Genomic DNA, 21,621 nt, shown 5'->3' on the forward strand with positions numbered 1-21,621 from the left:
TTACTTGATGGGGAGTTTTTTTGTTCCCGCAAACAATATTGCCGGGTTTCAGAAGTTTCTATTAAAGAAACTTAAGCCCGGTGTTTAACCGCCTGCAATTAGTGAAAAATAATACAAGACAAATGCAGGTATACAAAGGAGCAGATGCTGATGGCCATGAACGGGCAGATTCCTCATGATAAAAGTCTTGATAACAGCCTTACTTTAATGAAGGAAGGCTACGAATTTATTCCTAACAGAAAAGAACGGTACGGAACAGAGCTTTTTGAAGCCCGGCTGCTCGGGCAAAAGGTGATTTGCATGAGCGGACAAGAAGCGGCTCGGCTATTCTATGATACAGACCGTTTCAAAAGAAACGGGGCAGCTCCCAAACGGATACAAAAAACATTGTTTGGTGAAAATGCCATCCAGACGATGGACGGTGACGCCCATATCCACCGGAAACTGTTGTTCATGTCCCTGATGACGCCTCCCCACCAAAAAAGGCTTGCCGGGATGGTCATGAATGAATGGAAGGCAGCGGCAGCCAAATGGCAGGAAGACGGCCGTGAAGTTGTGCTGATGGAAGAAGCAAAGGTTATTCTCTGCCGCACAGCCTGTGCATGGGCGGGTGTCCCGCTGAAGCAGGAGGATGAAAAAGAGAGAGCTGAAGAGTTTGCCGATATGGTAGACGCCTTCGGGGCGGTTGGTCCCCGCCATTGGAAAGGCAGGCATGCGAGGGGCAGCTCAGAAGACTGGATACGGGGTCTTATCGAGGATGTCAGAGATGGAAAGCTGGCTGCAGAAGAAGGTACTGCCCTGTATGAAATGGCCTTCCACAAAAATCTGGATGGGACTCATCTTGATTCACAAATGGCCGCTGTCGAGCTCATCAATGTTCTCCGCCCGATTGTTGCCATTTCGACTTTCATTGCCTTTTCTGCCCTTGCCCTTCACGGTCATCCCCGCTATAAGGAGATGCTGCAGACCCGCAGCGGCAGCGAGCTTGAAATGTTTGTCCAGGAAGTGCGGCGCTTTTATCCTTTCGGTCCGTTCCTTGGAGCGATTGTACGCAAAGACTTCATCTGGAATGAGGCGGAATTCAAAGAGGGGATGCTTGTCCTTCTCGACATTTACGGAACCAACCATGACCCGCTGCTTTGGGAGGAACCGTACGAATTCCGGCCGGAGCGTTTCGGAAATTGGGACGGCAGCCTTTTTGACCTGATCCCTCAAGGCGGCGGCGATGCCTCGAAAGGCCACCGCTGTCCCGGAGAAGGCATAACGATTGAGGTTATGAAAGCAAGCCTTGACTTCCTCGTGAACGAGATCGACTATTCTGTTCCGGAGAATCAGGACTTGAGCTTCAGCCTTTCCAGGATGCCGACATTTCCAGAGAGCGGCTTTATTATGAGCAATATTAAAAGGAAATGACCGTTAAAGAGGACTCCGCCGTTTATAGGGCGGGTGTCCTTTCCTTTTTGCCGAAAAAAAACAGGCACTCAATTGAGTGCCCATTCTTTGCGTATTAGCCTTTAACTACGTTAGAAGCTTGAGGTCCGCGCTGACCTTCTTCGATGTCGAAAGAAACTTCTTGACCTTCGTCAAGAGTTTTGAAACCTTCGCCTTGGATAGCTGAGAAGTGAACGAATACATCTTGACCTTCTGAAGTTTCGATGAATCCGAATCCTTTTTCTGCATTAAACCATTTAACTTTACCTGTAGCCATGTTTGTTGCCTCCTTGCGTGTAAACACACATTGTATTACTATTCTTGCTCAAAGTTATCAAGGCGAAAAGTATCAAAACTGTTCTTTCCTTATATACCGAACAAAAATAATTTCACTTTATGATAACAGATTAACAAAGGATAAGCAAATTTATTCGTTAAAAAAATGGAAACGGTAACAATCCGATAAATCTCGACAATTTTCTTATGTGCCAGGCCCTAGTTGGACAAATGTCCATCTGCCGTGCCTGGCACCCTTCTATTCTAGTTGGGAAAATCATGTAATATTTGTTTTTTTTATGTTCTGAATTTTTAAATTGCTATATAATTAGAAAATAGGTTTGTGGCAATTAAGCTGTTTGACTTTTTAAGACCGATTTTTTTATAACAATCGCGGGGAAGGGGTCCAAATACCAATTATGCTAAAGGCGCGATTATTTATCTTTTTTATTTTCTTCACCTCACTTGCTGTTGCTTCCCAATCGGATTGGACGGTTCCGGAGATGAATCTATATCTCCTGGCCCTTGCTTTTTATTGGATCTTTTCTATTTCTTATTTCCATCTTAGGATACACAGCAAGCTGGGCAGCTCGACCATTGACTATGGCATTACCTACAGCCTTTCATTCGGACTTTTCGCCGGGCCGGCAGGGCTGCTGATATTCGAGACGCTCTATCGCTTTACGGTTTATTTTACAAAAGTGAAGACCAAAACAGCAGATCCTGATGAATTCGTCCATACCTTTTACAATATCGGTGCCTTTACGCTGAATAACAGCATTGCCTATTTCATCTTTCAATCTCTGTATCCCAGGATGGAAGGCATCCCATTCGGCTTCTGGCTGCTGATGCTGCTGCTTATTACCGTGACAGCCATCCTGTCTGACCTTTATTTGATCATTTTCTTCTCGTTCCTTGGAGAAATCAATACGCGCAGGGAGGCAATCGATTTTATAAAAAGCAGGAGTGTCCTTGATATGGGAAAGATCGCTTTTACAAACGGATTCCTCCTTCTTTTCCTCCAGCAAGGGAAATGGGATATGCTCCTTGGCCTGTTCCTGCTGAATTATCTTGTGAGCCGGTCTTTCCTTTCCAAGTCACAGAGTGCACAGCATAAATATGAGCGCGATAAATTTGAGCAGATGGCATATACCGACTTTCTCACAGGTGTCCATAACCGCGCCTTCATGGATCAGAAAATGAAGGAATTGGACAAGGCCCAGGAAACGGTTGGGATCATAGTGGCCGATATAGACAAATTTAAACTGATCAATGACTCTTATAACCACGCAGTAGGCGACTGCGTTATCAGGCATTTTGCGGATTGCCTGAAAGGGGTGCTCACAGAGGAAGATGTCCTTATCCGGAGCGGCGGAGAGGAATTCACTCTTTTCCTCCGCGGCAGGAACTTTAATCAATGCAGCAAGCTGATTGAAGATATTAACCGGGGGCTTTTGGAAAAGCCGGCTGAAGCCGATTTCCACGGAAAAAGGATTCAGATAGGCTATACAGCCTCTTTCGGTCTTTATTATGGGAAGGTGAACACAGAAACTCCAATGGAAAAAGCCTATATCCTGGCAGACCAGCTGCTTTTTCAGGCAAAAGATCTTGGCAGGAACCGTGTTTCGGCCAAGAACGGTTTAGTCAGCCTGGAAGCTATAGGGTCTTAGCATTACAAAGAAAGCAGCGGAATCATGTTCCGCTGCTTTCCTTTTATACCAGCTCCCGCTCCCAAAAGCGGTGCTGGGCAATTGCCTGGATAAACTCCTCTGCGAAGCTTTCCGCTCCATCTCCAAGTACAATTCCTGCAGCATTGTTTTTACCTCTGTTTTCAAGCCAGTTCCTGCCTTCATGAGTCGCTCCGATCGGCTTATAGTGAGCGAAGGCCTCATGGATGAAATAGGCTGCATCCTGCTGAAATTTCTTTGTCCCGCCACTGCCTCCTGCGGCATATATGGCATCCACCAAGACAGATTCAGTGGTAAGGAATGTATCTTGGACTTCAAGCTCGCTACCATCAGAGCCTTTAATCGTCCCGAGCCTGCTGCTGATTATGACGGGCATAATGCCTTCTGCCTTCAAGGCTTCCAGTACCTTCATGATTTCTCCATTAAATCCATCAGCGGCAATGACTCCCACCTTTCGTGTTGCAGGGAGCTTCTTCGTTTTTTCCTGGCTGAGTGCAGGCGAGGATTTTGTTACAGCAGAACCGCCCTCTTCAGGAGGGACTGCTCCGATATTTTTTGCAAATTCTCTTGTCATTTCAAGATCGACATTTGCAAACATGTCCACAACCTGCTGCTGGATCGACTTGCTCTTCACTTTGCCGAGTTCAAAGCTGAACGCATCGATGATATGCTGCTTTTCCGGTCCGCTCATACTGTTCCAGAAAAGCTTCGCCTGTGAAAAGTGGTCCTTGAAGCTATCGCTCCTCGATCTTACCTTGCGACCCTCGACCTTCTCCTGGTAATGAACATACCCGCCCTCTTCCTCTGACGCAGGAGAAGGGGTATTATTGGCGATTGAGTTATTATGATAGCTCACCGGTCCCTTGTTGATGGTCTGCCGGTGGAAACCATCCCGCTGGTTGTTATGGAAAGGGCAAACCGGGCGGTTAATCGGTATCTCATGGAAGTTTGGCCCTCCCAGACGAAGGAGCTGTGTATCAGTATAGGAGAACAAGCGCCCCTGCAGCAGCGGATCATTGGTAAAATCAATCCCCGGCACTACATGGCCCGGGTGGAAAGCGACCTGCTCAGTCTCCGCAAAAACATTGTCCACATTCCGGTTGAGCGTCATTTTTCCAATGATTTGGACGGGTATGTCCTCCTCCGGCCAGAGTTTCGTAGGATCAAGTATATCGAAATCAAAGGAGAATTCGTCTTCTTCTTTTATCACCTGGATCCCCAGCTCGAATTCTGGATAGTTGCCCTGTTCAATAGACTCCCAAAGATCCCTGCGGTTAAAATCAGGATCCTTGCCGGCTATTTTCTGTGCTTCGTCCCAGACGAGGGAATGGACGCCAAGCACAGGCTTCCAGTGGAATTTCACAAAATGCGAGATACCCTCCTCATTCACAAGGCGGAATGTATGGACGCCAAACCCTTCCATCATGCGGAAGCTTCTTGGCAACGCGCGGTCTGACAAAGCCCACATGATCATATGGGCGGATTCCTGATTGTTGGCGACAAAATCCCAGAAGGTATCGTGGGCAGCAGAAGCCTGCGGCATTTCATTATGCGGCTCAGGCTTGATTGCATGAACAAGATCCGGGAACTTAATGGCATCCTGTATAAAAAATACCGGCATATTATTTCCTACCAGGTCATAATTGCCTTCTTCTGTATAAAACTTTGTCGCAAACCCGCGCACATCCCTGACAGTCTCGGCTGATCCCCGGAAGCCGACAACCGTTGAGAATCTTACAAATACAGGGGTTTTCACAGCAGGGTCCTGCAGGAACTTTGCCTTTGTATACTTTTTCATAGATTCATATACCTGGAATTCCCCATGCGCTGCAAAGCCGCGTGCATGAACGACCCGCTCGGGGATCCGTTCGTGGTCAAAATGAGTCATTTTTTCCCGGAAATGAAAATCCTCCAGCAAGGTAGGCCCCCGGACACCGGCTTTAAGCGAGAACTCGTCCTCTGATACTTTGACTCCCTGATTGGTTGTCAGCTTTTCTCCACGGTCGTCTGTCCTGAATTGCTCCAGCTGTTTGTTTTTGCTGGATTCATTTACATTGCGGTTATCTTTCATTCAGTCTCCTCCTCATATAGAATGGCTCATGCTGACTGGCAGCTATGTACAAGTCCCTTACCCATTCCCAGTAGAAGAGAGAGCTAAACAGAGAAAGCAGACTAAATGTTTCAATTTTTTGAACAGTGGTTATTTTAATCTGGATATGGAATGACGACAGCCTGGCACGACTTTTCATAGAATTCAATTGGCCCCGCCCCGCCGATGACCGCATATTCATAGCCGATTTCTTTCATATTCTTCAGGCAGGCATGGAGAAGGGCGCTTCCTGTTCCTTTTTCCCGAATGCCTCCAGCCACTCCCATCGGCCCGAAATATCCCTTTTTTCCCTTGTATGAATCAAATACTGCAAACCCAATCAGTTCCCCGTCTCCACTGAAAGCTATGTAGACCGGCGGTTCCTCCTGCTCCATCCCAGCTTCAGCCGTTTGGGCCCATTCAGCCGAAAAATGGGCTTCTGCAAATGCGGCAAGCATCTCTCTATCCTTTTTCCCTGCTCTCCTGACCGCAGAGAACAGCTTGTCAGGCGGTGAGTACGATGCCAGATGTACAGCTAAATCTCTGGCTGCTGCCCCGATTGCTAGCATCTGCTGTTTATCTTCCTTCCCTGCCAAATCAGCAAGAGAATCACAGGAAAGCAGCGCCTTCAGGAGATGGCCTTCATTAAGGATCATCTGGCCGTATTTCTTCATATATCCAGCCGCCGCCTCCATCACGACCTTTGTTTCCTCAGATATCTCTGCCGGAAATCCAAGCAGCAAGCTCCCCCCTTCTTCAGAATTTTTGACTGAGGCTGAGCGGAGGCTGCTTATGTCTAAACGGCACTTATTCGCCAGTTCCGCAAATGCCCCGGTCCTTTCAAGCAGGCACCCTGATAGCAGATGCTCCGGCTGGATAAACCGGCAGCCAGTCTCCACCCGTTCTCCTTCTGCCAAGTGGATGATCCTTTTCAGGCGGTCTGTCATCTTCATTTTTCTTAGCCTCCTTCTGATTTTTAAAAATAGGGAACCTTTTTCCATCTTCTCCGTATTAATTAGTAGGGCAAGGGGCAAAAATTTTAGACAATGAAAGGGCGGAAAACGATGTGGCTTGACCTGTTTTTTATTATGATGTTCCTTATCGGATGCTACTACCTGCTGCAGCTCCGGCTCCGTATAAAAAAAGCGGCCGATTTGTCGGGACAAGCTTTATTCCCACGCACACAGGAAGAATATTCAGGCATCCTGCTGCCAGGCGAATGGAAGGAAATGCAGCCGATCACGAAAAATACTAAATCCTATCAGTATATAAAATGGGGAACCGTATGTGCTTTTTTCCTCATGGCCGGCTTCCTCCTGCTCCTGCTTTTAACCGATTGGTTTGACCCCGCCTTCTTGAATGCGGCTTATATATTCTTTGCCATTGCAAGCTTCATCCGCCAGCCGCAGAATCTATTTATCATGAAGGACGGCATGATTCTGCACGGAAGGTTTTACAGCCAGACCGAAATCCGCTCTTTTGAGACAGAGAAAATTGTCCGCTGGCATCCTCTTTACGGGCTGGACTCCCGCGCAGACAATGGCTATCAATTAAAACTCAAGGTGAAGAATCGTTTGTTTCAGCCAGGCCTCATTGCTGTGCCGGATAAAAAGCACTTAACAGCAATAGAAAACCTGCTTGGAAATATAGGTATAGAAAGAACCAGTTCAAGTGAATATGAGAGTAAAAAGGAATCCTCCAGCGGGGCATAATGCTGGAGGATTTTTTACGGCTCCTGTCACCGGGCACTTTTTTTCCACGACAGCACTGCTCCAAACAGGAGCGCACCTGCTATAAAAGTCAGAGGTAATATCCAGGGGGACGGTGCCGGTCCAAATGAAACCAAGGCCGGTGCTGAGGCAGCTTCATGCCAGGCCCTGTCCATATCAGGTTCATAGTTTTTGGTTTGTATATAGCCATTCACCATAGAATAAGCCGCATATATTAGATGGCATGATGCTGAAAGGATACATGCCTTTACTGCCAGCTTCATCGCTTCATCTCTCCTATTCTTGATTTTCTGGCTGCTAAAATGCAGCGTTAAAATCCTTCCATCCATACACACAGAGCTCGAGCTCCCGGCCGCTGCCGATTTTTATTGGGATAGCATCCTTCAGCAGTCTTGCACCCGTGTGTTCATAAAAGCTGCAGGCATCATTTTCTTTCAGCACCTTTACGATAGCAGAACGAATTCCCTCTTTTTGAAATACTTGAAAAAGCTCTTGCAGGAGTGCCTTTCCAAGGCCAGTTCCCTGATGCTCTTCAAGCACATATAGACAGGTGACATCCCCCTTGAAACCGCCATACTCCCCTGTTTCCTCTTGACTTCCGTCTGCAAAACCAACTATCCTGCCATTTTCCTCTGCCACAAGTACAATATTTCCGGGTATCGCGATATTCCTGTGCCACAGCTCTGCCCTTTTTTCCACGGAAAGAGCTGCAAGATATTCATCATCAATAATGCCCCTATAAGCAGTCCTCCATGTTTCCACATGGACTTTGGCGATTCCTTCTGCATCCTGGTCCTTCGCTCTCCTGATCTTCATTCTTGCCCCTCCCGTCCCCTAGGATTCCGGATATGTATTCCTTAGAAACCGGATCGATTGGAGGATCAGCTCCCTTAATACCTCTTCATCCACATCTGCCAGCTTATTGATGTACACACAGGCCTTGCCGGCTGTATGCTTGCCGAATCTTTCAAGCAGTTCTCCCCTTTGAGTGTCTCCGGTGGCAAAATAGAGGCTGATCTTTGCCTTCCTCGGGGAAAAGCCGACAAGCGGTGCGTCTCCTTCATGCCCGGTCTTATATTTATAATGATAAGATCCAAATCCGATAATGCTCTCTCCCCACATCTTCGCCTTGTATCCGCTTGTATCTTCAAAAATTTCAATCAGTCTGTAGGCATCCTGCCGTTTCTTCGGGCTGTCTACATTTTCAATGAATTCTTCTACACTTTTATCATTTTCCCTCGTCTTCTGCTCGTACATCATTTCCCTCCTTAAGTTTCTATTTTACTTAGTGTACATTTCTACAGCAGGGGCTGTTCTCCTTCCTGCAGACGGCCTTTTTATAAGATGCAAAAAGCCCCGCCGTCTTGCGGCAGGGCTTCCTTTCCATCATTCACTTTTTTCGCTGGAATCGGAGTCTTGTTTCTTTTCAGCTTTATAGGCTTTCTTGAAATCACTGCTGTAGTTCACTTCCTGGGTATCGGAGAGCCCGTTGTTCTGCTCTGTGTTGAACCCTTTGTATGGTGGTTTTTTGTCTGCCATTTTAGCATTCTCCTTTCCAATTTATATTCATTATTCTTTTACCCTCCGGACATTCCTGCAAACGGAAAGTTTAGAGGCCCCCTCTAATTAGGTAAACAAAGAACAGAGGTGATGAAGAATGACATTGAAAAAGATAGGTACGCTTCCCGAATTGGTGAAGAGGGCGGAAAATGCGGCTGGTTCCCGTTTGTACATCAGCCAGGAGGAATCCTCGCGTCCTGGTGCTGTTCTCGGGGACGAAGACAGTCCCAGCGGCTCCGCGATGGGTCTGGAGCTTAGTCTCCTTCTCCAAACTGGCTCTGAACAGCTTTACTACAGCAATAAATACGATGAAGAGGATCTTTACGAAGCCGACCTTGGTTTCCTGGAAGGATTGAAGGAAAATACAGATCACACCCTCCTCTCCCCCTCAGATTTCAGAAAAAGGCTGGAAAGTGCTGAATAAAGGGCTCTGAAGCTGCTTTAACGGTTATGACAGGATCATAACCGTTATTCCGCAGAGAACTTGTGAAAAATTTCACAAAATAGCCATAGAGTTTGTGAATTATTTCACATTTTTAATATATAATAAAAGTATCTTAGTTAACCGCCTCGCGGGAATAGCAGACATATAACTCTTACAATTGAAGGGAGAAATTCGAGATGAAAACAAACAAAGTGAACAGGGTTGTTGTAATTGGCACTGGAGCTGTGGGCTGCAGCTATGCATACTCAATGGTCAACCAGGGCGCCGCAGAAGAAATTGTCCTGATCGATGTGAACGAAGCTAAGGCCGAAGGTGAAGCAATGGATCTTAATCACGGAATGCCGTTTGCCCCTTCCCCAGTCAGACTGTGGAACGGAACCTATGATGACTGCAGGGAAGCTGATCTTGTCGTCATCACTGCAGGCTTGCCCCAAAAGCCCGGTGAAACAAGGCTTGACCTTGTAGCGAAGAACACCGGCATTTTCAAAACCATTGTCAAACAGATTATGGCGAGCGGCTTTGACGGCATTTTTCTGGTCGCAACAAATCCGGTTGACATCCTGACATATGTGACGTGGAAAGAATCCGGCCTCCCGAAGGAAAGAGTCATCGGATCAGGCACCGTACTTGATTCAGCCAGGCTGCGCTTTAAGCTGGGCGAGTATTTCAAAGTGGATACAAGGAATGTCCACGCAGCCATCATCGGAGAACACGGAGATACGGAATTCCCTGTTTGGAGCCATAGCAGCATTGGAATTGAATCTCTTGGCAGCTTTTTGAAGCGCAAAGAAGACGTGAACCCGGACTGTCTCGAAAAAATATTCGTCAATGTACGTGATGCAGCCTACGATATCATTCAAAGAAAAGGTGCGACCTATTATGGGATCGGAATGTCACTGGCCAGGATTACGAAAGCAATCCTCCATAACGAAAATTGTATTCTGACCATTTCTGCTTATTTGGACGGTGAGTATGGAGAAAAGGACCTTTATATAGGTGTTCCCGCCATCATCAACCGGGAAGGCATCCGTGAAATAATTGAAATCGATCTCAATGAGAAAGAGAAAGAGCAGTTCAGCACCTCTGCGAAAGTATTAAAGGAGATTATGGCCAGTACACTTTAATTCAAATAGGAGCCGGCAAACCGATGCCGGCTTCTTTTTGTTTTAGATATATCAAACTACTCTTCTCCTTTCTTCATATCCTTAGATTTTGTTTCACTGTCTTCCGCAGATTAAGCAGAATGGAAAATAGTGCGGTAACAGCGGCAAGCACAATCATCATACTACTCCTTCCTAAATATCAGTTCAAATATCCTTTATTTACCACTATATAACTCATTCTTAATACAAGACTTTGCTAATAATAGAACATATCATTAGAAATAAAGGAGGCCGCAGCATGGACAGCGAAATGGGCAAAAAGATAAGCACACTTGATTGGGAGGCGCTTCATCAATCCTTGGATGAGGCTGGATTTGTAAAATTAGGCACCCTCCTATCCCCCGCGCAATGCGATTCTCTTATCGGTATGTATGAGGATGAAAGCCTTTATCGAAGCACCATCAATATGGAGCGCTACCGTTTTGGGGAAGGTGAATACAAGTACTTCGCGGATCCCCTTCCCCCTCTTTTGCAGGAGCTCCGCTCAGCTTTTTACCCTGAGCTTGCGAAAGCTGCCAACCGCTGGCTTGCCTTGCTTGGCAAAGAGTCTGCCTATCCCGGCACCCTGGAGGAATTTCTGGAAGAGTGCAGGCAGCACGGACAGGAACGGACAACCCCGCTTATCCTGAAATATGAGCAGGGAGGCTACAACTGCCTGCACCAGGATCTTTACGGAGATGTGTTTTTTCCTTTCCAGGTATTATTCACTTTGAGCAGAAGAGGACAGGATTACACCGGCGGTGAGTCTCTTCTCGTAGAACAGCGCCCAAGAGCGCAAAGCCGCGGGCATGTAATTACGCTCGAACAGGGTGAGGCCCTGATTTTCCCAACGAGCAGCAGGCCGGTCCAGGGGAAAAGAGGCTACTACAAAAACACTGTCCGCCACGGTGTCAGTACACTCTCCTCTGGTACCCGGTATGGATTGGGAATCATCTTCCACAATGCAAAATAAGGATGATAACAATGAAAGCTAATATTGGCTATAAAACACCTAAGACCATTTTGACTAAAGGCACCGGGTTCCTTTCCAGCTACAGCCACTCACTTAACCCTTATACAGGCTGTGCGTTTGGCTGCTCCTACTGCTATGTCAGAGAAATGCCAGTCTCCATCTTCCGCAGCGAAGAATGGGGCAGCTGGGTCGACGTAAAACAGGGTGCGGCAGAACTGCTTGATAAAGAAATAACAAAAGCAAAACAGAAAGGCCCTGTGACCATTTTTATGTCTTCCAGCACAGACCCCTATCAGCCGGCTGAGCACACAGAGAGAATTACCCGCTCCCTGCTTGAAGCTATGACAGAAAACCAGCCGGATTTCTTGTTTGTCCAAACAAGAAGCCCCCTTGCAGCAAGGGATGCGGATCTGTTTCAAAAGCTTGGAGAAAAGGTCCGGATCAGCATGACAGTGGAAACGGACAGCGAGAGAATAAGAAAGCATTTTACGCCCTCCGCCCCGCCGATCCCCGCAAGGCTGAAGGCCCTGCGGGAGATGAAGGAAGCAGGAATACCCGTCCAGGCTGCCATTGCCCCTATGCTCCCCAGCAGTGAGAAGTTCCCGGAATTACTTTTCCCCATTGTAAACCGGATTTGCATCGATGATTATTTTATGGGAGATGGAAGCGGAGGACGAAGAACGGAAAAGATCGGCATCCCTTCTCTTTACGAAGAACTGAATCTAAAAGAATGGTACAACCGGACCGCATACAGGAAACTATATAAGCGATTTACAGAAGTATTTCCTCCGGAAAAGGTTCTGATCAGCAAAGAGGGCTTCCTTCCGCAATAAGGTTTTCAGCCGCTGCTGACCCCGGAAAATAGTTGGGATCTGACCCTGAATGATTGCCTGAATTTCTGCTAATCTTAGCTATGAAAATAGACGGATGGAGGGCTTTCTATGGGTTTGGAAATGAGAAAAGAATGTGAAAGATGCAGTGCTCCTTTGAGGTTGGACGATACAGCTTTTATATGCGTATATGAATGCACTTTTTGCCGGGATTGCACGGAAGAGATGGAGAATATTTGCCCGAACTGCGGCGGCGAGCTTGTCAAGAGGCCAAGAAAGACTGCTGCTGGATGAAGAATGCTGTTTTTGCCGGCTTGGATAGCGTTCTTCAAGCTGGTTTTCAGACAATATGGCGCTGGGAGAGCCGGCAGCCTGCCCCTTTTTGAGCTCATTTTATTAATCGGCCTGATAATCTGCCAAATTCGACGGTTATTCTACCGATTCAGGGCATAATCTACCGACTTCATACGTTATTCTACCAACTTCACCAGTTAATTTACCAACTGCCTCTTTTTTAGTCCTTCCCCTCTAAAAACGCCTGTGCCTCTTCTACCTCGTTCGTTTCCAGCATAAGCTTTTTCATTTCACTTCCCCCGGTCTCAAAAATGAATATGGCCGGGACCTCTTCAAAGGAATACTTCGAAAATTCTTTGCGGGCCTCTTCAGGATCAGCAATATACCGGAGCTCGCCAACCGGTCCGCCGCTGCCGGCAAAATCGCTGAATGCTCCGCTCAAATCCTCATTACCCCCTATGATAACGACTTGATAACTTCCCGAAGATTGGCCGGATGCTCCGCATGCAGCCAGAATGGCAGCGGCTGCCAGAAAGAGAAACAGCACTATTCGTTTCATAATTTGCTTCACTCCTTTTTGTTAGATTTTAGCAGGATTATCATAAGGATCACTGAATAGTTAAAAGAACTTAATGGTAAGGAGAATATCTTTCATGAAATATAAAAAAGAGAAACTGGTTCTTGCCGGTATAGTGATCATTTTCCTGCTGCTGCATTCAACCCCTCACCTTGCTCTCAGGACCCATGTTTTTATAAGCGGCTATCCAGGTGCTGCTTTGACTTCAGGCATTATCGAGGATGACTACCATAACAAAGCAGATTCCAAGAAATTTGCCAGGCTTAACGGCAAGGCTTATACACTTACAGATCCTCCAATTGAAAAAGCAACTGAAGGCCTTTTAAGAAACTATCTTGTAAGGAAATTCGGCTTCCTTTATTTTGCTGAGTATTATGGTGAAACTTAAATGCCATGCCTCATTAAGGCACGATTAAAAAGGCAGACTCCGCAGCCTGCCTCTTCTTATGCTTTAAAATGCTGAACTATGTTGCCTTTCCCGTCCCGGACCTCAATTTCCGCGTATGCTCCGTTGATCAAAGTGACCTGCGGAGGGACATGGCCGCAGTCGATGTCATAAATAACGGGCACTTCAAGCTCAGCTGAAAGCTCTTTATATACATCCTCTGCAGTATAGCCGCCAACTGCTGTGTTGGCGCTGCTGCGACCAAACATGATTCCCGCACAGTCTTCAAACCAGCCGGCCATCTTCATATGAACCAAAGTCCTGCGCAGATCGGTTGTTGTCATTTCACAGTTCTCAAAATACCAGACAATAGGATCCCCGCCAAGGTGCTCCCGCTGAAATTCACGGACACGGCCGTAAGGGGTGCCGATCAGATGCCTGATAACATCAATGCATCCGCCGAGCAGCCGGCCTTCCATCCTCTCCGGACTGCCGGATATAGATTTCCAGCTCGTCGGCTCTGTTAAATGAAATACATATGGTGAAGGATTCTCATGCTGCCATTCTTTCTGATAGTTGCTGGAAGATTCCTGTTGGACCGATCCGCCCTCTTCTGTTTTCAAAACATCCAGCCATCTGGCTGTTGTTTCATCCATTTGCTCACCGCGCAGGTCGGCAAGATTGGTTCCATGGGCCGTCGCCATCCCGGTCATCAAAGTGACGGCCAACAGCAGCAAACTCGTATCCGAATAGCCTAATATCCACTTTTCTTCCATTCCGGCGAAATCCACTTTATCCAGAATTTCTACTAAAAGCTCCCCTCCCCACGGAGGAATGATTAAGTCTATCCCGCTGTCTGCCATCATTTCATTGAATTCATCCGCTCTGACTGTCGCCGGGGCCGACTTTGCTTTTTCCTGTGTCCACAGAGTGTCCCCGCACTTTACGCGGAATCCCCTTGACTCCATGCGGCTGCAGGCGGAGCGGATCATGCCGTGGAGCTCTTCCGGCACTCCTGACGATGTTGCTGTTACGCCAATTACGGCCTCTTCCTTTAAAATCGGATATTTGATCATGATTTCATTCCCTTTCTAAAGCTGCATGTGCAGCACATACTGCTCGCCCTTTTTTCCGGTGATTCGAAGGCCCTGGTCAATGAAACCAGCCTTTTTATAGACATGCTGGGCCGCATGATTGCTGTGATTGACCCCAAGGACGATTTCATTTTTATCAGGAAAATGCTTTTTTACAAAGTCAGGCAGGAGCCTCAATGATTCACCCGCAATCCCTTTCCCCTGATAGCTGGAGCTGATCGAGTAGGCGCGAAGCAGGATCGCCTGTTCATTCGGGCTGTACTTGATGGCCCCGCCCTTGCCATGAAGGACGAAGAAGCCTGCTATATCCTCTCCATATTGAATGATAATAGGATGGCGGTCATCCTCCTGCAGGCAGGCCTCAATCGCAGGAACCGGCATTGAGGTAAAGGCGAGCTGCTCTTCCGGGAGCTGATAGCCCTTAAGCCGCGATTCATCTTCGTTTTTATAAAATTCAAGGGAGACTGTTTTTATCAGTGCTGTTTTTTCCATGTAAGATCACCTTCTATCTTTCAGGCCCCGATGCCGCAATTACCTTAGGGTACCCAGCCTTTCGTTAAAGAACGTATATTCGATTAGGCAGGCTCTTATTCCTGCTAATTCCTCAATATTTTTATAAAAAAGCTCAATGAAACACACATTACATATTTTAAGCTCTGATTGCGGGTTCCCCGCCCGTCCATAAAAGAGCGGACCTTCCCCGACCTGAATGAGGGAATCAGCGACAGGCCGAAAAATTAGCGGAGAAATTTCCCTTATTTTCAAAAAAGCTCAAAATATAGCTCTAATAGACGGAGAAATTCCGGCTATCGATTAGAAAAACAGGAAAACGGGCTACTGCGCTCCGCTTAACCGGAATTTCTAATTAAAACACCCCATAATAGCCTTTTGAGCAAGCCTGCAGCCATTCCTTAACCCGGAGAATCTGCATCTTCTAATCCCGCTTCCCATCAATGGCTGCCCTCATCCCCTGGGAATGTGATGCTTGTTATGACAGGATCTTTATTTCCATACCATTCATAAGCAATGTCGTAGATTCCGCCCACTTCAATCAGATTCCAGACATTTTCGTCCTCGACCATCAGCTTCCGCCCATCAAGGAGAACATAGAATTCTGTGCCCTTTTTTCCTTTATCTTCAACTGCCGCCGCTTCTGCTTCTCCTGTATGTATGATGAAATGGTTTCCGGCCAGCAGGAAGAAGATGATTAGAATAGCAGCCGCAGCCATCACTCTATACCTTTTCATTTGAAACCCTCCCATAGCTTTCCTTCATATACGCGCTGACCTCAGGGAAGGTTTCAGGCTGTACACGCAAATCTGGAACCTTCTCCTTTTTTAAAATACAATAAAAGATATATCCAGCGGGCAGGAGGCTTTTTTATGAAAAAGATCATTAAAGTTGCCCTTATCATTGTTTTAGCTGTTATCATCGCAGGCGGTGCGGGATTTTACATTTGGGCCCAGGCAACGTATAAACCGTCTGAAGAACTCTTTAAATTAATCGGTGAAGAAAATATCCGGCATGAGAATGATTGGATTGTCTTTGATCCGGGTGCAGTGAAGAAAGCAGGGATCATCATTTACCCTGGAGCCAAGGTGGAGCCAGAGGCATACAGCTATTTGGGCGGGCGGCTTGCTGAGAATGGGTACCTGGTGCTGGTGCCGGAAATGCGCCTGAATTTCTCCATCCTCGAGGGAAATAAAGCAGACGAACTAATCGAGCATTATCCAGAGATTGAGAGATGGTATATTGGAGGACATTCCCTCGGAGGAGTTTCCGCTGCTACTTATGCGTTTAACCATGCGGACCAGATTGATGGGGTCATCCTGCTCGGTTCCTATCCAAGCAGCGGCTCTGACTTTTCAGATTCCACGATGCCCATGCTTTCGATCTATGCGGAAAAAGATGGACTGACCACACCCGGGAAGATTGAGAAAACACGGCATTTGCTTTCTGATGGAGCAGACTTATATGGAATAGAAGGCGGCAACCATGCACAATTCGGCATGTATGGACCTCAAAAAGGAGACAATCATGCTAGCATTCCGCCTCAAAGACAGCAGGATTTAATAGTAAAAGAAATTTTGAGGTGGCTTGAAGCCCGTTCCTGACCAGGATTATTATTACTGTCCTAAACAAAAAAGGGCCTCAATGGCCCTTATACCTTCTCCTTTATCTGCCTAAGCTCTTCCTCGAGCAATGAGAGCCGTCTGTTGATGCTGTTTATCTGGGTTTGAACATCATTGTTGGATGTTTGGCCTGCATTGTCTCCACTTACTTTATCTGCCGCCGTTTTAATTACTTTCGTGAGGTCATCTTTATTGAACTTCAATTCTAATCCCCCTTGCCTGTTTTTTGGGGATATTCCCGGACAGCTGCTTTATCAAACACATCAGGCTGTTTTGGTATAGGAATTCTTCTTAAATTACGCCTTGTTCCTTCAGCACCTGCCTGATCATTTCCTTATGGCTGTCCGGATCGAACCAGGAATTATTCACCACAGCCTTTTTCAGATCAAGCTGCTTCATCGTGTCCAGCTCCAGCTGCTTCCTTGCCTCCAGTACCTTCAGCGTTCCCTCCAGGCCTTTCCATCCGCGGCTGAGTCCGTACCCTTGGCCAGTGTAATATTCGGTGAAGCCCTCGAACCACTCTGCCGGCCTCTCTTTCACAGCCTTTCTGAAGGCTGACTCAGGATCGTCCTGCTCCAGATAAATAAGAAGCGGATCAAGTTCTTTAATCGTTTCGCCAAGCCGCTTAACATAAGCCATGATTTCATTTGCCGGCTCATTGTACTTGATCATCCCGATGGTTAAAGGATTCTGAATGAAGCAGCATTCGAATATATACACCGCATCTCCATTTGCTTCTTCTGCAAAGCTGAGCCAGCTGGCCTCCATCAGCTCCATATGCAGCTTCATAGGCAGTTCGTAAATATCAGTCCGGATAATAGGATCCAGCAGGCCTTCAGGAAATGCATCAGGATATTTCCGTTTCATTTTTTCATATAGAACTAGATAATAGCCATTCTTTTTGATTGTATATTGTTTAATAAGTTCTCCTTGGCCGCCTGCTTCCTTCAGCAGTTTCTCCATCTCTGCTTCCGCCGCATAAGCGACTCCATCATAGTCGGCAGGATGGTCGAGATTGCCTTCCAGAAATAATCTGGTCTCCAGCCCTGCCTCATCGAGTATCTCTTTTGTATATCTGGCAGTTGTTGACTTACCGAAGCCGGGAAGCCCCTCAACGAGTATTAGTTTGGCTTTCATTCTTTGCACCTCTGTTGTCTTGAGATAAACTTTTGCTTTCTTCGATGGTGTATAAAAGTATGTGTAAGACCTTTTTCTAGACAAATAAAAAAGGACAAAGTACCCTCTGAGTTATCACCACAATAACCTTAGGAGAGGAGCACTTTATCCATGCCCCATTTTAACATAGACGACCTTGATTTTGCCAATATCCTTAAACTTTCTATGCAGGACCTCCTTAAAGAGAAAGCAGAAAATATCTTGCGTGAAGAGATAAAGAATGTCCTAGAAAATGAGCCTGTCGGCGAAGAAAACTCACGTAATGGGTATTATTCACGGACTCTTGACACCATTTATGGCCGGATTGAGGATCTGGCAGTTCCCCGTGATCGTAAGGGCGATTTTACTACCCAAATGTTCGAACCCTATAAAAGACGTATGGTGGCCGTAGATGAACTCGTTGTCCAGCTCTATCAACATGGAGTTGGTGTTCGGCAGGTTGGGCTGATCATGAAAAGTTTGCTTGGTGAACAATATTCCCCAGGGACAATCTCCAATATCACTTCGGCTGTTATGGAGGACGTTATTGAATGGCAGAATCGGCCTCTGAAGAAACGTTACTGTGCTTTATTCCTTGATGCGCTATTCGTAAAAGTCCGCAGAGATACTGTAGGCAAAGAGGCTGTTTATATTGTTTTAGGTATTACTCCAGAAGGCCATCGGGAAATCCTTGGATTTTATGTAGGCGGAGTGGAATCATCAAACGGCTGGCAGGAGATCCTTCTGGACTTACGTAAAAGAGGCGTCCAGGAAGTTTTAGTTGGCGTCTTTGATGGACTTCCAGGTCTCGAAGAGGCCTTTAAATCCATTTTTCCAAAAGCTGATGTTCAACGCTGCGTTGTTCATAAGGTACGTTCCACTATGAATAAAGCACGAAAAAAGGATCAGGCAGAGCTAAGCTTGGATTTAAAAAGAGTATACACTTCAAGCACATTCGAAGAAGCAGAAAAAGTGTTGAAAGAGATTAAGGAGAAATGGAAAAAGACTTATAGCCGGGAACTGGCCTCATGGGAAGAGGACCTCCCAGTCCTCCTAACTTTTTTACACTACCCTGAGGAAATCCAAAAGTATATATACACAACAAACCTAATTGAGCGTACCAACAAGGAAGTGCGTAAAAGGTTAAAGACAATGAACAGCTTACCTAATATTGAAGCAGCCGAGAAGATTATATACCTTACTTCTATCGATTATAATGATCGATGGGCAAGAAGGAAACTCGGTGGATTCGGCTTGGCCTATGAAACAATATTGAACATGTTTGATGAGCGATATCCAAAGTCATAAAACGCATAGTCAGGGAGTCAGGCAGCCTTGGCTGCCTGACTCCCCCCTAAACTAAATAACGATAACTCATGAAGTGCATATGCTTACACATAATTCTTGACGGAACCCTTTCTTCTAATTCGCCGCCAGCTGGCGTATTTCCTTTTTCAGCAGGCCTTTGGGAGCAGGTTATTTTCCAGGTTATTGGAAAACCTATTCTTATATCATTGATAAGAGGGTAAAAAAATGCAGTCATCATTCGTTATATTTTTCATTATTGCAGGGCTCGTCCTTGGAGTCTGGAGAAGCTTTGCACAATACTACAGCACGCTCTTATTCTGGATTATTGCCAATCTTGCTTATGAGCTTCTCCTGTATAATTATCGGGTCTGGGAATTCAAGCCTGTTTGGATTGATCATTTATTATTGCCTACTCACAATTCCATTTCGATGGCGATTGCTTTTATTATCTACCCTTTCGTCCTGCCCATTTTTCTCGGGCGGCTTCCGGAAAAGCTGAAGGCACAGGCTGGCTGGATTCTTCTTTGGTCAATCTTGTTCACTGGTGTGGAGCTCATCGCCTATATAAATGACAGCATTATCCATCATCATGGCTGGTCCTTCCGCTGGTCCTTTTTGTTCAATATTGTGACGTTCACACTTCTGATTGCCCATTACCGCAAGCCGTGGACCGCGTGGCTCCTTGGCGGTATTTTTATAGCAGCTCTCTATCTTATATTTGATGTTCCGACTCCCTATTAAGGAAAACGGTATGCAGTTTAGTTTATTAAATGTAATGCGGAGGTTATAGTATACATACAGACTATAACGATAAGCGGTGAAAAAATGACAAACGAGTACAGCCATTTAAAGCTCGAAAATCAGCTTTGCTTCCTTCTTTATGCTGCTTCAAGAGAGATGACCAAGCAGTATAAGCCACTTTTAGATAAGCTTGAAGTCACCTATCCACAATATCTTGTCCTTCTCCTTCTTTGGGAAAAGAAAAGCCTGACTGTAAAAAAACTGGGGGAGCTTCTCTACCTCGATTCCGGCACCCTTACACCCATGCTGAAGAGAATGGAGCAGCAGGGCCTCCTGAGCAGGGAGAGATCTGCTGAGGACCAGCGGTCTGTATTTGTGACACTGACAGAAAAAGGAGTATCTCTTCAGGGACAGGCAGAATCAATCCCTGCAAAAATTTTCGAAATGAGCGGCGCAAGCGAAGAGGAGTACAACTCGATGAAAACCTCCCTTCTGCAGCTATTGCAGGTTCTTCATCATAAACACGAGCAATAAGAAAGGATGCCCAGCCAAGCGGGCATCCTTTCTTACTTTACTGTACGATTTCAAGCTGAACCTCAATATTCCCATTCACAGCTTTTGAATATGGGCAAACACCGTGGGCTTTCTCAACCAGTTCATTCAGAAGGCTATCCTCGATGCCTGTTCCTTTTACCTGCAGAACAACCCCCAGCTTAAAGCCTTGATCGCTTTCGTCTTTTAAAAGGCTGACATTTGCAGTCACTTCCGATTGAAAAGAAACCCTTTCTTTCCTTGCAACCATCTGCAGCGCACTGTCAAAGCAGGCTGCATACCCTGCCGCAAACAGCTGCTCAGGATTCGTTGCTTCAGGTACTTCCTTTTTCCTTGGGGTTCCTGGCATGGCTACATCCAAAGCCAAATTCCCTTCTGCAGATGAAACTCGGCCTTCTCGTCCGCCAATTGCTGTTACTGATGATGTGAATAAAGGTTTTGTCATGTGAATCACTCCCGATTATTAATTGTGCACAATTTAATTTTATAAAATCTATTAAAAAACAGCAATGTTTTTGCTCAACAATAAAAACCACAGCAGCAGCTGTGGTTTTGGATTGGAATTAATCCGCATATCTCTTAACAAGTACATATTGGATGATCGGATACGTAATATAAGCGATGCACAAAGCGATGAACAGTGTGTAGTTCTCTCCCCTGCTCACAAGGAAAAAGTCGATGATCCATAACAGCAGAAGTGCAGCAATTACAACATAATAGCTGATCCTTGCGCTGTTTTTAATGATCTGCCTGCCCATCTCATCCTTCTGGACTTCCTTCCTCGCCCCCCAGGTCATGAACTGAACCCAGCCGGTCATCAGGGCGATGATTACGAGGAGCTCGGCTGACCCGATGGAGGCATCCTCGATTTTAATATAGCTGATGAAGGTTCCCCCAAAATAAAGTGTTGCCGCTATCAGAAACACCAGTGCTGCTATTTCTTTTCCTTTCATCTTTCATTCCCCCTGCTCCTAAAATGGAATAGCTGATCCACTGTCATGCCAAGGGACTCTGCCAGCTGAAAGGCAAGAGTAAGGCTGGGATCATATTTGTTGTTCTCGATTGCATTAATCGTCTGTCGCGAAACGCCGCATGCTTTAGCCAGCTCCTCCTGGGAAAGGCCGCTGCTTTTTCTTGCATCTTTGATTTGATTTTCCATTTACACCACTCTGCTGTATTTTTGTCAAACATGTTTTACATTTACAGAATAACATGACAG

The 21,621-nt window shown here is 46.2% G+C and carries 29 protein-coding genes; 13 read left to right on the forward strand and 16 right to left on the reverse strand.

Features of this window, described 5'->3' with window-relative positions; all coding sequences use genetic code 11:
- Window positions 1-156 precede the first annotated feature (156 nt).
- Window positions 157-1,413, forward strand: a complete 1,257-nt coding sequence (locus CYJ37_RS22340; protein ID WP_094768171.1) for a cytochrome P450 — start codon at window positions 157-159, stop codon at window positions 1,411-1,413.
- 94 nt (window positions 1,414-1,507) lie between these two features.
- On the opposite strand, the gene CYJ37_RS22345 is transcribed toward CYJ37_RS22340, so the two are convergent.
- A complete protein-coding gene (locus CYJ37_RS22345; RefSeq protein WP_009792392.1) occupies window positions 1,508-1,708 on the reverse strand; it encodes a cold-shock protein in 201 nt (66 codons plus the stop codon).
- 418 nt (window positions 1,709-2,126) lie between these two features.
- On the opposite strand from CYJ37_RS22345, the gene CYJ37_RS22350 reads away from it, so the two are divergent.
- Window positions 2,127-3,377 (forward strand): GGDEF domain-containing protein, encoded by a 1,251-nt coding sequence (locus CYJ37_RS22350; RefSeq protein WP_101551977.1) that lies wholly within the window; start codon window positions 2,127-2,129, stop codon window positions 3,375-3,377.
- Between the two features lie 43 nt (window positions 3,378-3,420).
- Here CYJ37_RS22350 and CYJ37_RS22355 read toward each other — a convergent pair whose 3' ends face one another.
- Window positions 3,421-5,466, reverse strand: coding sequence for a catalase (locus tag CYJ37_RS22355; RefSeq protein ID WP_101551979.1), 2,046 nt, complete (start codon window positions 5,464-5,466; stop codon window positions 3,421-3,423).
- A 134-nt stretch (window positions 5,467-5,600) separates the two neighbouring features.
- Window positions 5,601-6,437 (reverse strand): GNAT family N-acetyltransferase, encoded by an 837-nt coding sequence (locus tag CYJ37_RS22360; RefSeq protein WP_180827419.1) that lies wholly within the window; start codon window positions 6,435-6,437, stop codon window positions 5,601-5,603.
- Window positions 6,438-6,530: 93 nt separating this feature from the next.
- Between CYJ37_RS22360 and CYJ37_RS22365 the strand changes: the two genes are divergently transcribed.
- The gene (locus CYJ37_RS22365; RefSeq protein WP_142385293.1) at window positions 6,531-7,196 is read left to right on the forward strand and encodes a hypothetical protein; all 666 of its coding nucleotides are present in this window, start codon (window positions 6,531-6,533) and stop codon (window positions 7,194-7,196) included.
- Between the two features lie 26 nt (window positions 7,197-7,222).
- On the opposite strand, the gene CYJ37_RS22370 is transcribed toward CYJ37_RS22365, so the two are convergent.
- From CYJ37_RS22370 to CYJ37_RS22385, 4 genes are all read right to left on the reverse strand, one after another.
- The gene (locus tag CYJ37_RS22370) at window positions 7,223-7,477 is read right to left on the reverse strand and encodes a hypothetical protein (RefSeq protein WP_022543303.1); all 255 of its coding nucleotides are present in this window, start codon (window positions 7,475-7,477) and stop codon (window positions 7,223-7,225) included.
- A gap of 34 nt (window positions 7,478-7,511) precedes the next feature.
- Window positions 7,512-8,030 (reverse strand): GNAT family N-acetyltransferase, encoded by a 519-nt coding sequence (locus CYJ37_RS22375; RefSeq protein ID WP_101551984.1) that lies wholly within the window; start codon window positions 8,028-8,030, stop codon window positions 7,512-7,514.
- Between the two features lie 18 nt (window positions 8,031-8,048).
- The gene (locus CYJ37_RS22380; protein ID WP_094768049.1) at window positions 8,049-8,471 is read right to left on the reverse strand and encodes a DUF1801 domain-containing protein; all 423 of its coding nucleotides are present in this window, start codon (window positions 8,469-8,471) and stop codon (window positions 8,049-8,051) included.
- A 129-nt stretch (window positions 8,472-8,600) separates the two neighbouring features.
- The gene (locus CYJ37_RS22385) at window positions 8,601-8,753 is read right to left on the reverse strand and encodes a YfhE family protein (protein WP_009792401.1); all 153 of its coding nucleotides are present in this window, start codon (window positions 8,751-8,753) and stop codon (window positions 8,601-8,603) included.
- Window positions 8,754-8,871: 118 nt separating this feature from the next.
- Between CYJ37_RS22385 and CYJ37_RS22390 the strand changes: the two genes are divergently transcribed.
- The 5 genes from CYJ37_RS22390 to CYJ37_RS22410 all read left to right on the forward strand — a co-directional run bounded on the left by CYJ37_RS22390 (window position 8,872) and on the right by CYJ37_RS22410 (window position 12,458).
- Window positions 8,872-9,198: a hypothetical protein gene (locus tag CYJ37_RS22390; RefSeq protein WP_009792402.1), complete on the forward strand. Its 327-nt coding sequence runs from the start codon at window positions 8,872-8,874 to the stop codon at window positions 9,196-9,198.
- A gap of 197 nt (window positions 9,199-9,395) precedes the next feature.
- Window positions 9,396-10,343, forward strand: a complete 948-nt coding sequence (locus CYJ37_RS22395) for an L-lactate dehydrogenase (protein ID WP_101551986.1) — start codon at window positions 9,396-9,398, stop codon at window positions 10,341-10,343.
- A gap of 277 nt (window positions 10,344-10,620) precedes the next feature.
- Window positions 10,621-11,334 carry a 2OG-Fe(II) oxygenase gene (locus CYJ37_RS22400; protein ID WP_101551988.1) on the forward strand — a complete coding sequence of 238 codons (714 nt, stop codon included), beginning with the start codon at window positions 10,621-10,623 and terminating at the stop codon, window positions 11,332-11,334.
- A gap of 11 nt (window positions 11,335-11,345) precedes the next feature.
- Window positions 11,346-12,167, forward strand: coding sequence for an SPL family radical SAM protein (locus tag CYJ37_RS22405; RefSeq protein WP_101551990.1), 822 nt, complete (start codon window positions 11,346-11,348; stop codon window positions 12,165-12,167).
- A gap of 108 nt (window positions 12,168-12,275) precedes the next feature.
- The gene (locus CYJ37_RS22410) at window positions 12,276-12,458 is read left to right on the forward strand and encodes a DUF1272 domain-containing protein (RefSeq protein WP_009792406.1); all 183 of its coding nucleotides are present in this window, start codon (window positions 12,276-12,278) and stop codon (window positions 12,456-12,458) included.
- A gap of 220 nt (window positions 12,459-12,678) precedes the next feature.
- On the opposite strand, the gene CYJ37_RS22415 is transcribed toward CYJ37_RS22410, so the two are convergent.
- The gene (locus CYJ37_RS22415; protein WP_022543299.1) at window positions 12,679-13,017 is read right to left on the reverse strand and encodes a hypothetical protein; all 339 of its coding nucleotides are present in this window, start codon (window positions 13,015-13,017) and stop codon (window positions 12,679-12,681) included.
- Between the two features lie 94 nt (window positions 13,018-13,111).
- On the opposite strand from CYJ37_RS22415, the gene CYJ37_RS22420 reads away from it, so the two are divergent.
- On the forward strand, window positions 13,112-13,423 hold the full coding sequence (locus CYJ37_RS22420) for a hypothetical protein (protein WP_022543298.1): 312 nt from the start codon (window positions 13,112-13,114) through the stop codon (window positions 13,421-13,423).
- 56 nt (window positions 13,424-13,479) lie between these two features.
- On the opposite strand, the gene CYJ37_RS22425 is transcribed toward CYJ37_RS22420, so the two are convergent.
- From CYJ37_RS22425 to CYJ37_RS22435, 3 genes are all read right to left on the reverse strand, one after another.
- Window positions 13,480-14,496: a S66 family peptidase gene (locus tag CYJ37_RS22425; protein ID WP_009792409.1), complete on the reverse strand. Its 1,017-nt coding sequence runs from the start codon at window positions 14,494-14,496 to the stop codon at window positions 13,480-13,482.
- A 15-nt stretch (window positions 14,497-14,511) separates the two neighbouring features.
- Complete coding sequence (locus CYJ37_RS22430; protein ID WP_094768044.1) at window positions 14,512-15,006, reverse strand: GNAT family N-acetyltransferase; 495 nt, start codon at window positions 15,004-15,006, stop codon at window positions 14,512-14,514.
- Between the two features lie 458 nt (window positions 15,007-15,464).
- Complete coding sequence (locus CYJ37_RS22435) at window positions 15,465-15,761, reverse strand: hypothetical protein (protein WP_101551992.1); 297 nt, start codon at window positions 15,759-15,761, stop codon at window positions 15,465-15,467.
- A 135-nt stretch (window positions 15,762-15,896) separates the two neighbouring features.
- Here CYJ37_RS22435 and CYJ37_RS22440 point away from each other — a divergent pair, with 135 nt between their 5' ends.
- Window positions 15,897-16,628, forward strand: coding sequence for an alpha/beta hydrolase (locus CYJ37_RS22440; RefSeq protein WP_094768042.1), 732 nt, complete (start codon window positions 15,897-15,899; stop codon window positions 16,626-16,628).
- A gap of 47 nt (window positions 16,629-16,675) precedes the next feature.
- Here the strand turns inward: CYJ37_RS22440 and CYJ37_RS27445 are convergent, their stop codons facing one another.
- Together CYJ37_RS27445 and CYJ37_RS22445 are read right to left on the reverse strand one after the other, a co-directional pair.
- Complete coding sequence (locus CYJ37_RS27445) at window positions 16,676-16,849, reverse strand: hypothetical protein (protein ID WP_009792415.1); 174 nt, start codon at window positions 16,847-16,849, stop codon at window positions 16,676-16,678.
- Between the two features lie 88 nt (window positions 16,850-16,937).
- Window positions 16,938-17,783 (reverse strand): hypothetical protein, encoded by an 846-nt coding sequence (locus CYJ37_RS22445; RefSeq protein WP_101551994.1) that lies wholly within the window; start codon window positions 17,781-17,783, stop codon window positions 16,938-16,940.
- 150 nt (window positions 17,784-17,933) lie between these two features.
- On the opposite strand from CYJ37_RS22445, the gene CYJ37_RS22450 reads away from it, so the two are divergent.
- The 3 genes from CYJ37_RS22450 (at window position 17,934) to CYJ37_RS22460 (ending at window position 20,384) form a co-directional block, all read left to right on the forward strand.
- Window positions 17,934-19,109 (forward strand): IS256 family transposase, encoded by a 1,176-nt coding sequence (locus tag CYJ37_RS22450; RefSeq protein WP_101551996.1) that lies wholly within the window; start codon window positions 17,934-17,936, stop codon window positions 19,107-19,109.
- A gap of 225 nt (window positions 19,110-19,334) precedes the next feature.
- Window positions 19,335-19,850, forward strand: a complete 516-nt coding sequence (locus tag CYJ37_RS22455) for a CBO0543 family protein (protein ID WP_101551998.1) — start codon at window positions 19,335-19,337, stop codon at window positions 19,848-19,850.
- Between the two features lie 84 nt (window positions 19,851-19,934).
- Complete coding sequence (locus CYJ37_RS22460; protein WP_101552000.1) at window positions 19,935-20,384, forward strand: MarR family winged helix-turn-helix transcriptional regulator; 450 nt, start codon at window positions 19,935-19,937, stop codon at window positions 20,382-20,384.
- 37 nt (window positions 20,385-20,421) lie between these two features.
- On the opposite strand, the gene CYJ37_RS22465 is transcribed toward CYJ37_RS22460, so the two are convergent.
- The 3 genes from CYJ37_RS22465 to CYJ37_RS22475 all read right to left on the reverse strand — a co-directional run bounded on the left by CYJ37_RS22465 (window position 20,422) and on the right by CYJ37_RS22475 (window position 21,561).
- Entirely contained in the window at window positions 20,422-20,847 is a 426-nt protein-coding gene (locus CYJ37_RS22465; protein WP_101552002.1) for an organic hydroperoxide resistance protein, read from the reverse strand.
- Between the two features lie 118 nt (window positions 20,848-20,965).
- A complete protein-coding gene (locus CYJ37_RS22470; protein ID WP_101552004.1) occupies window positions 20,966-21,355 on the reverse strand; it encodes a hypothetical protein in 390 nt (129 codons plus the stop codon).
- Complete coding sequence (locus CYJ37_RS22475; RefSeq protein WP_101552006.1) at window positions 21,352-21,561, reverse strand: helix-turn-helix transcriptional regulator; 210 nt, start codon at window positions 21,559-21,561, stop codon at window positions 21,352-21,354. The genes CYJ37_RS22470 and CYJ37_RS22475 overlap by 4 nt, the downstream gene beginning before the upstream one ends.
- Between the last annotated feature and the right edge of the window lie 60 nt (window positions 21,562-21,621).

Origin of the sequence: Bacillus sp. UMB0728 (genome assembly GCF_002858875.1) — a bacterium.
In the GTDB taxonomy this organism is placed as follows: Bacteria; Bacillota; Bacilli; order Bacillales; family Cytobacillaceae; genus Bacillus_AB; species Bacillus_AB infantis.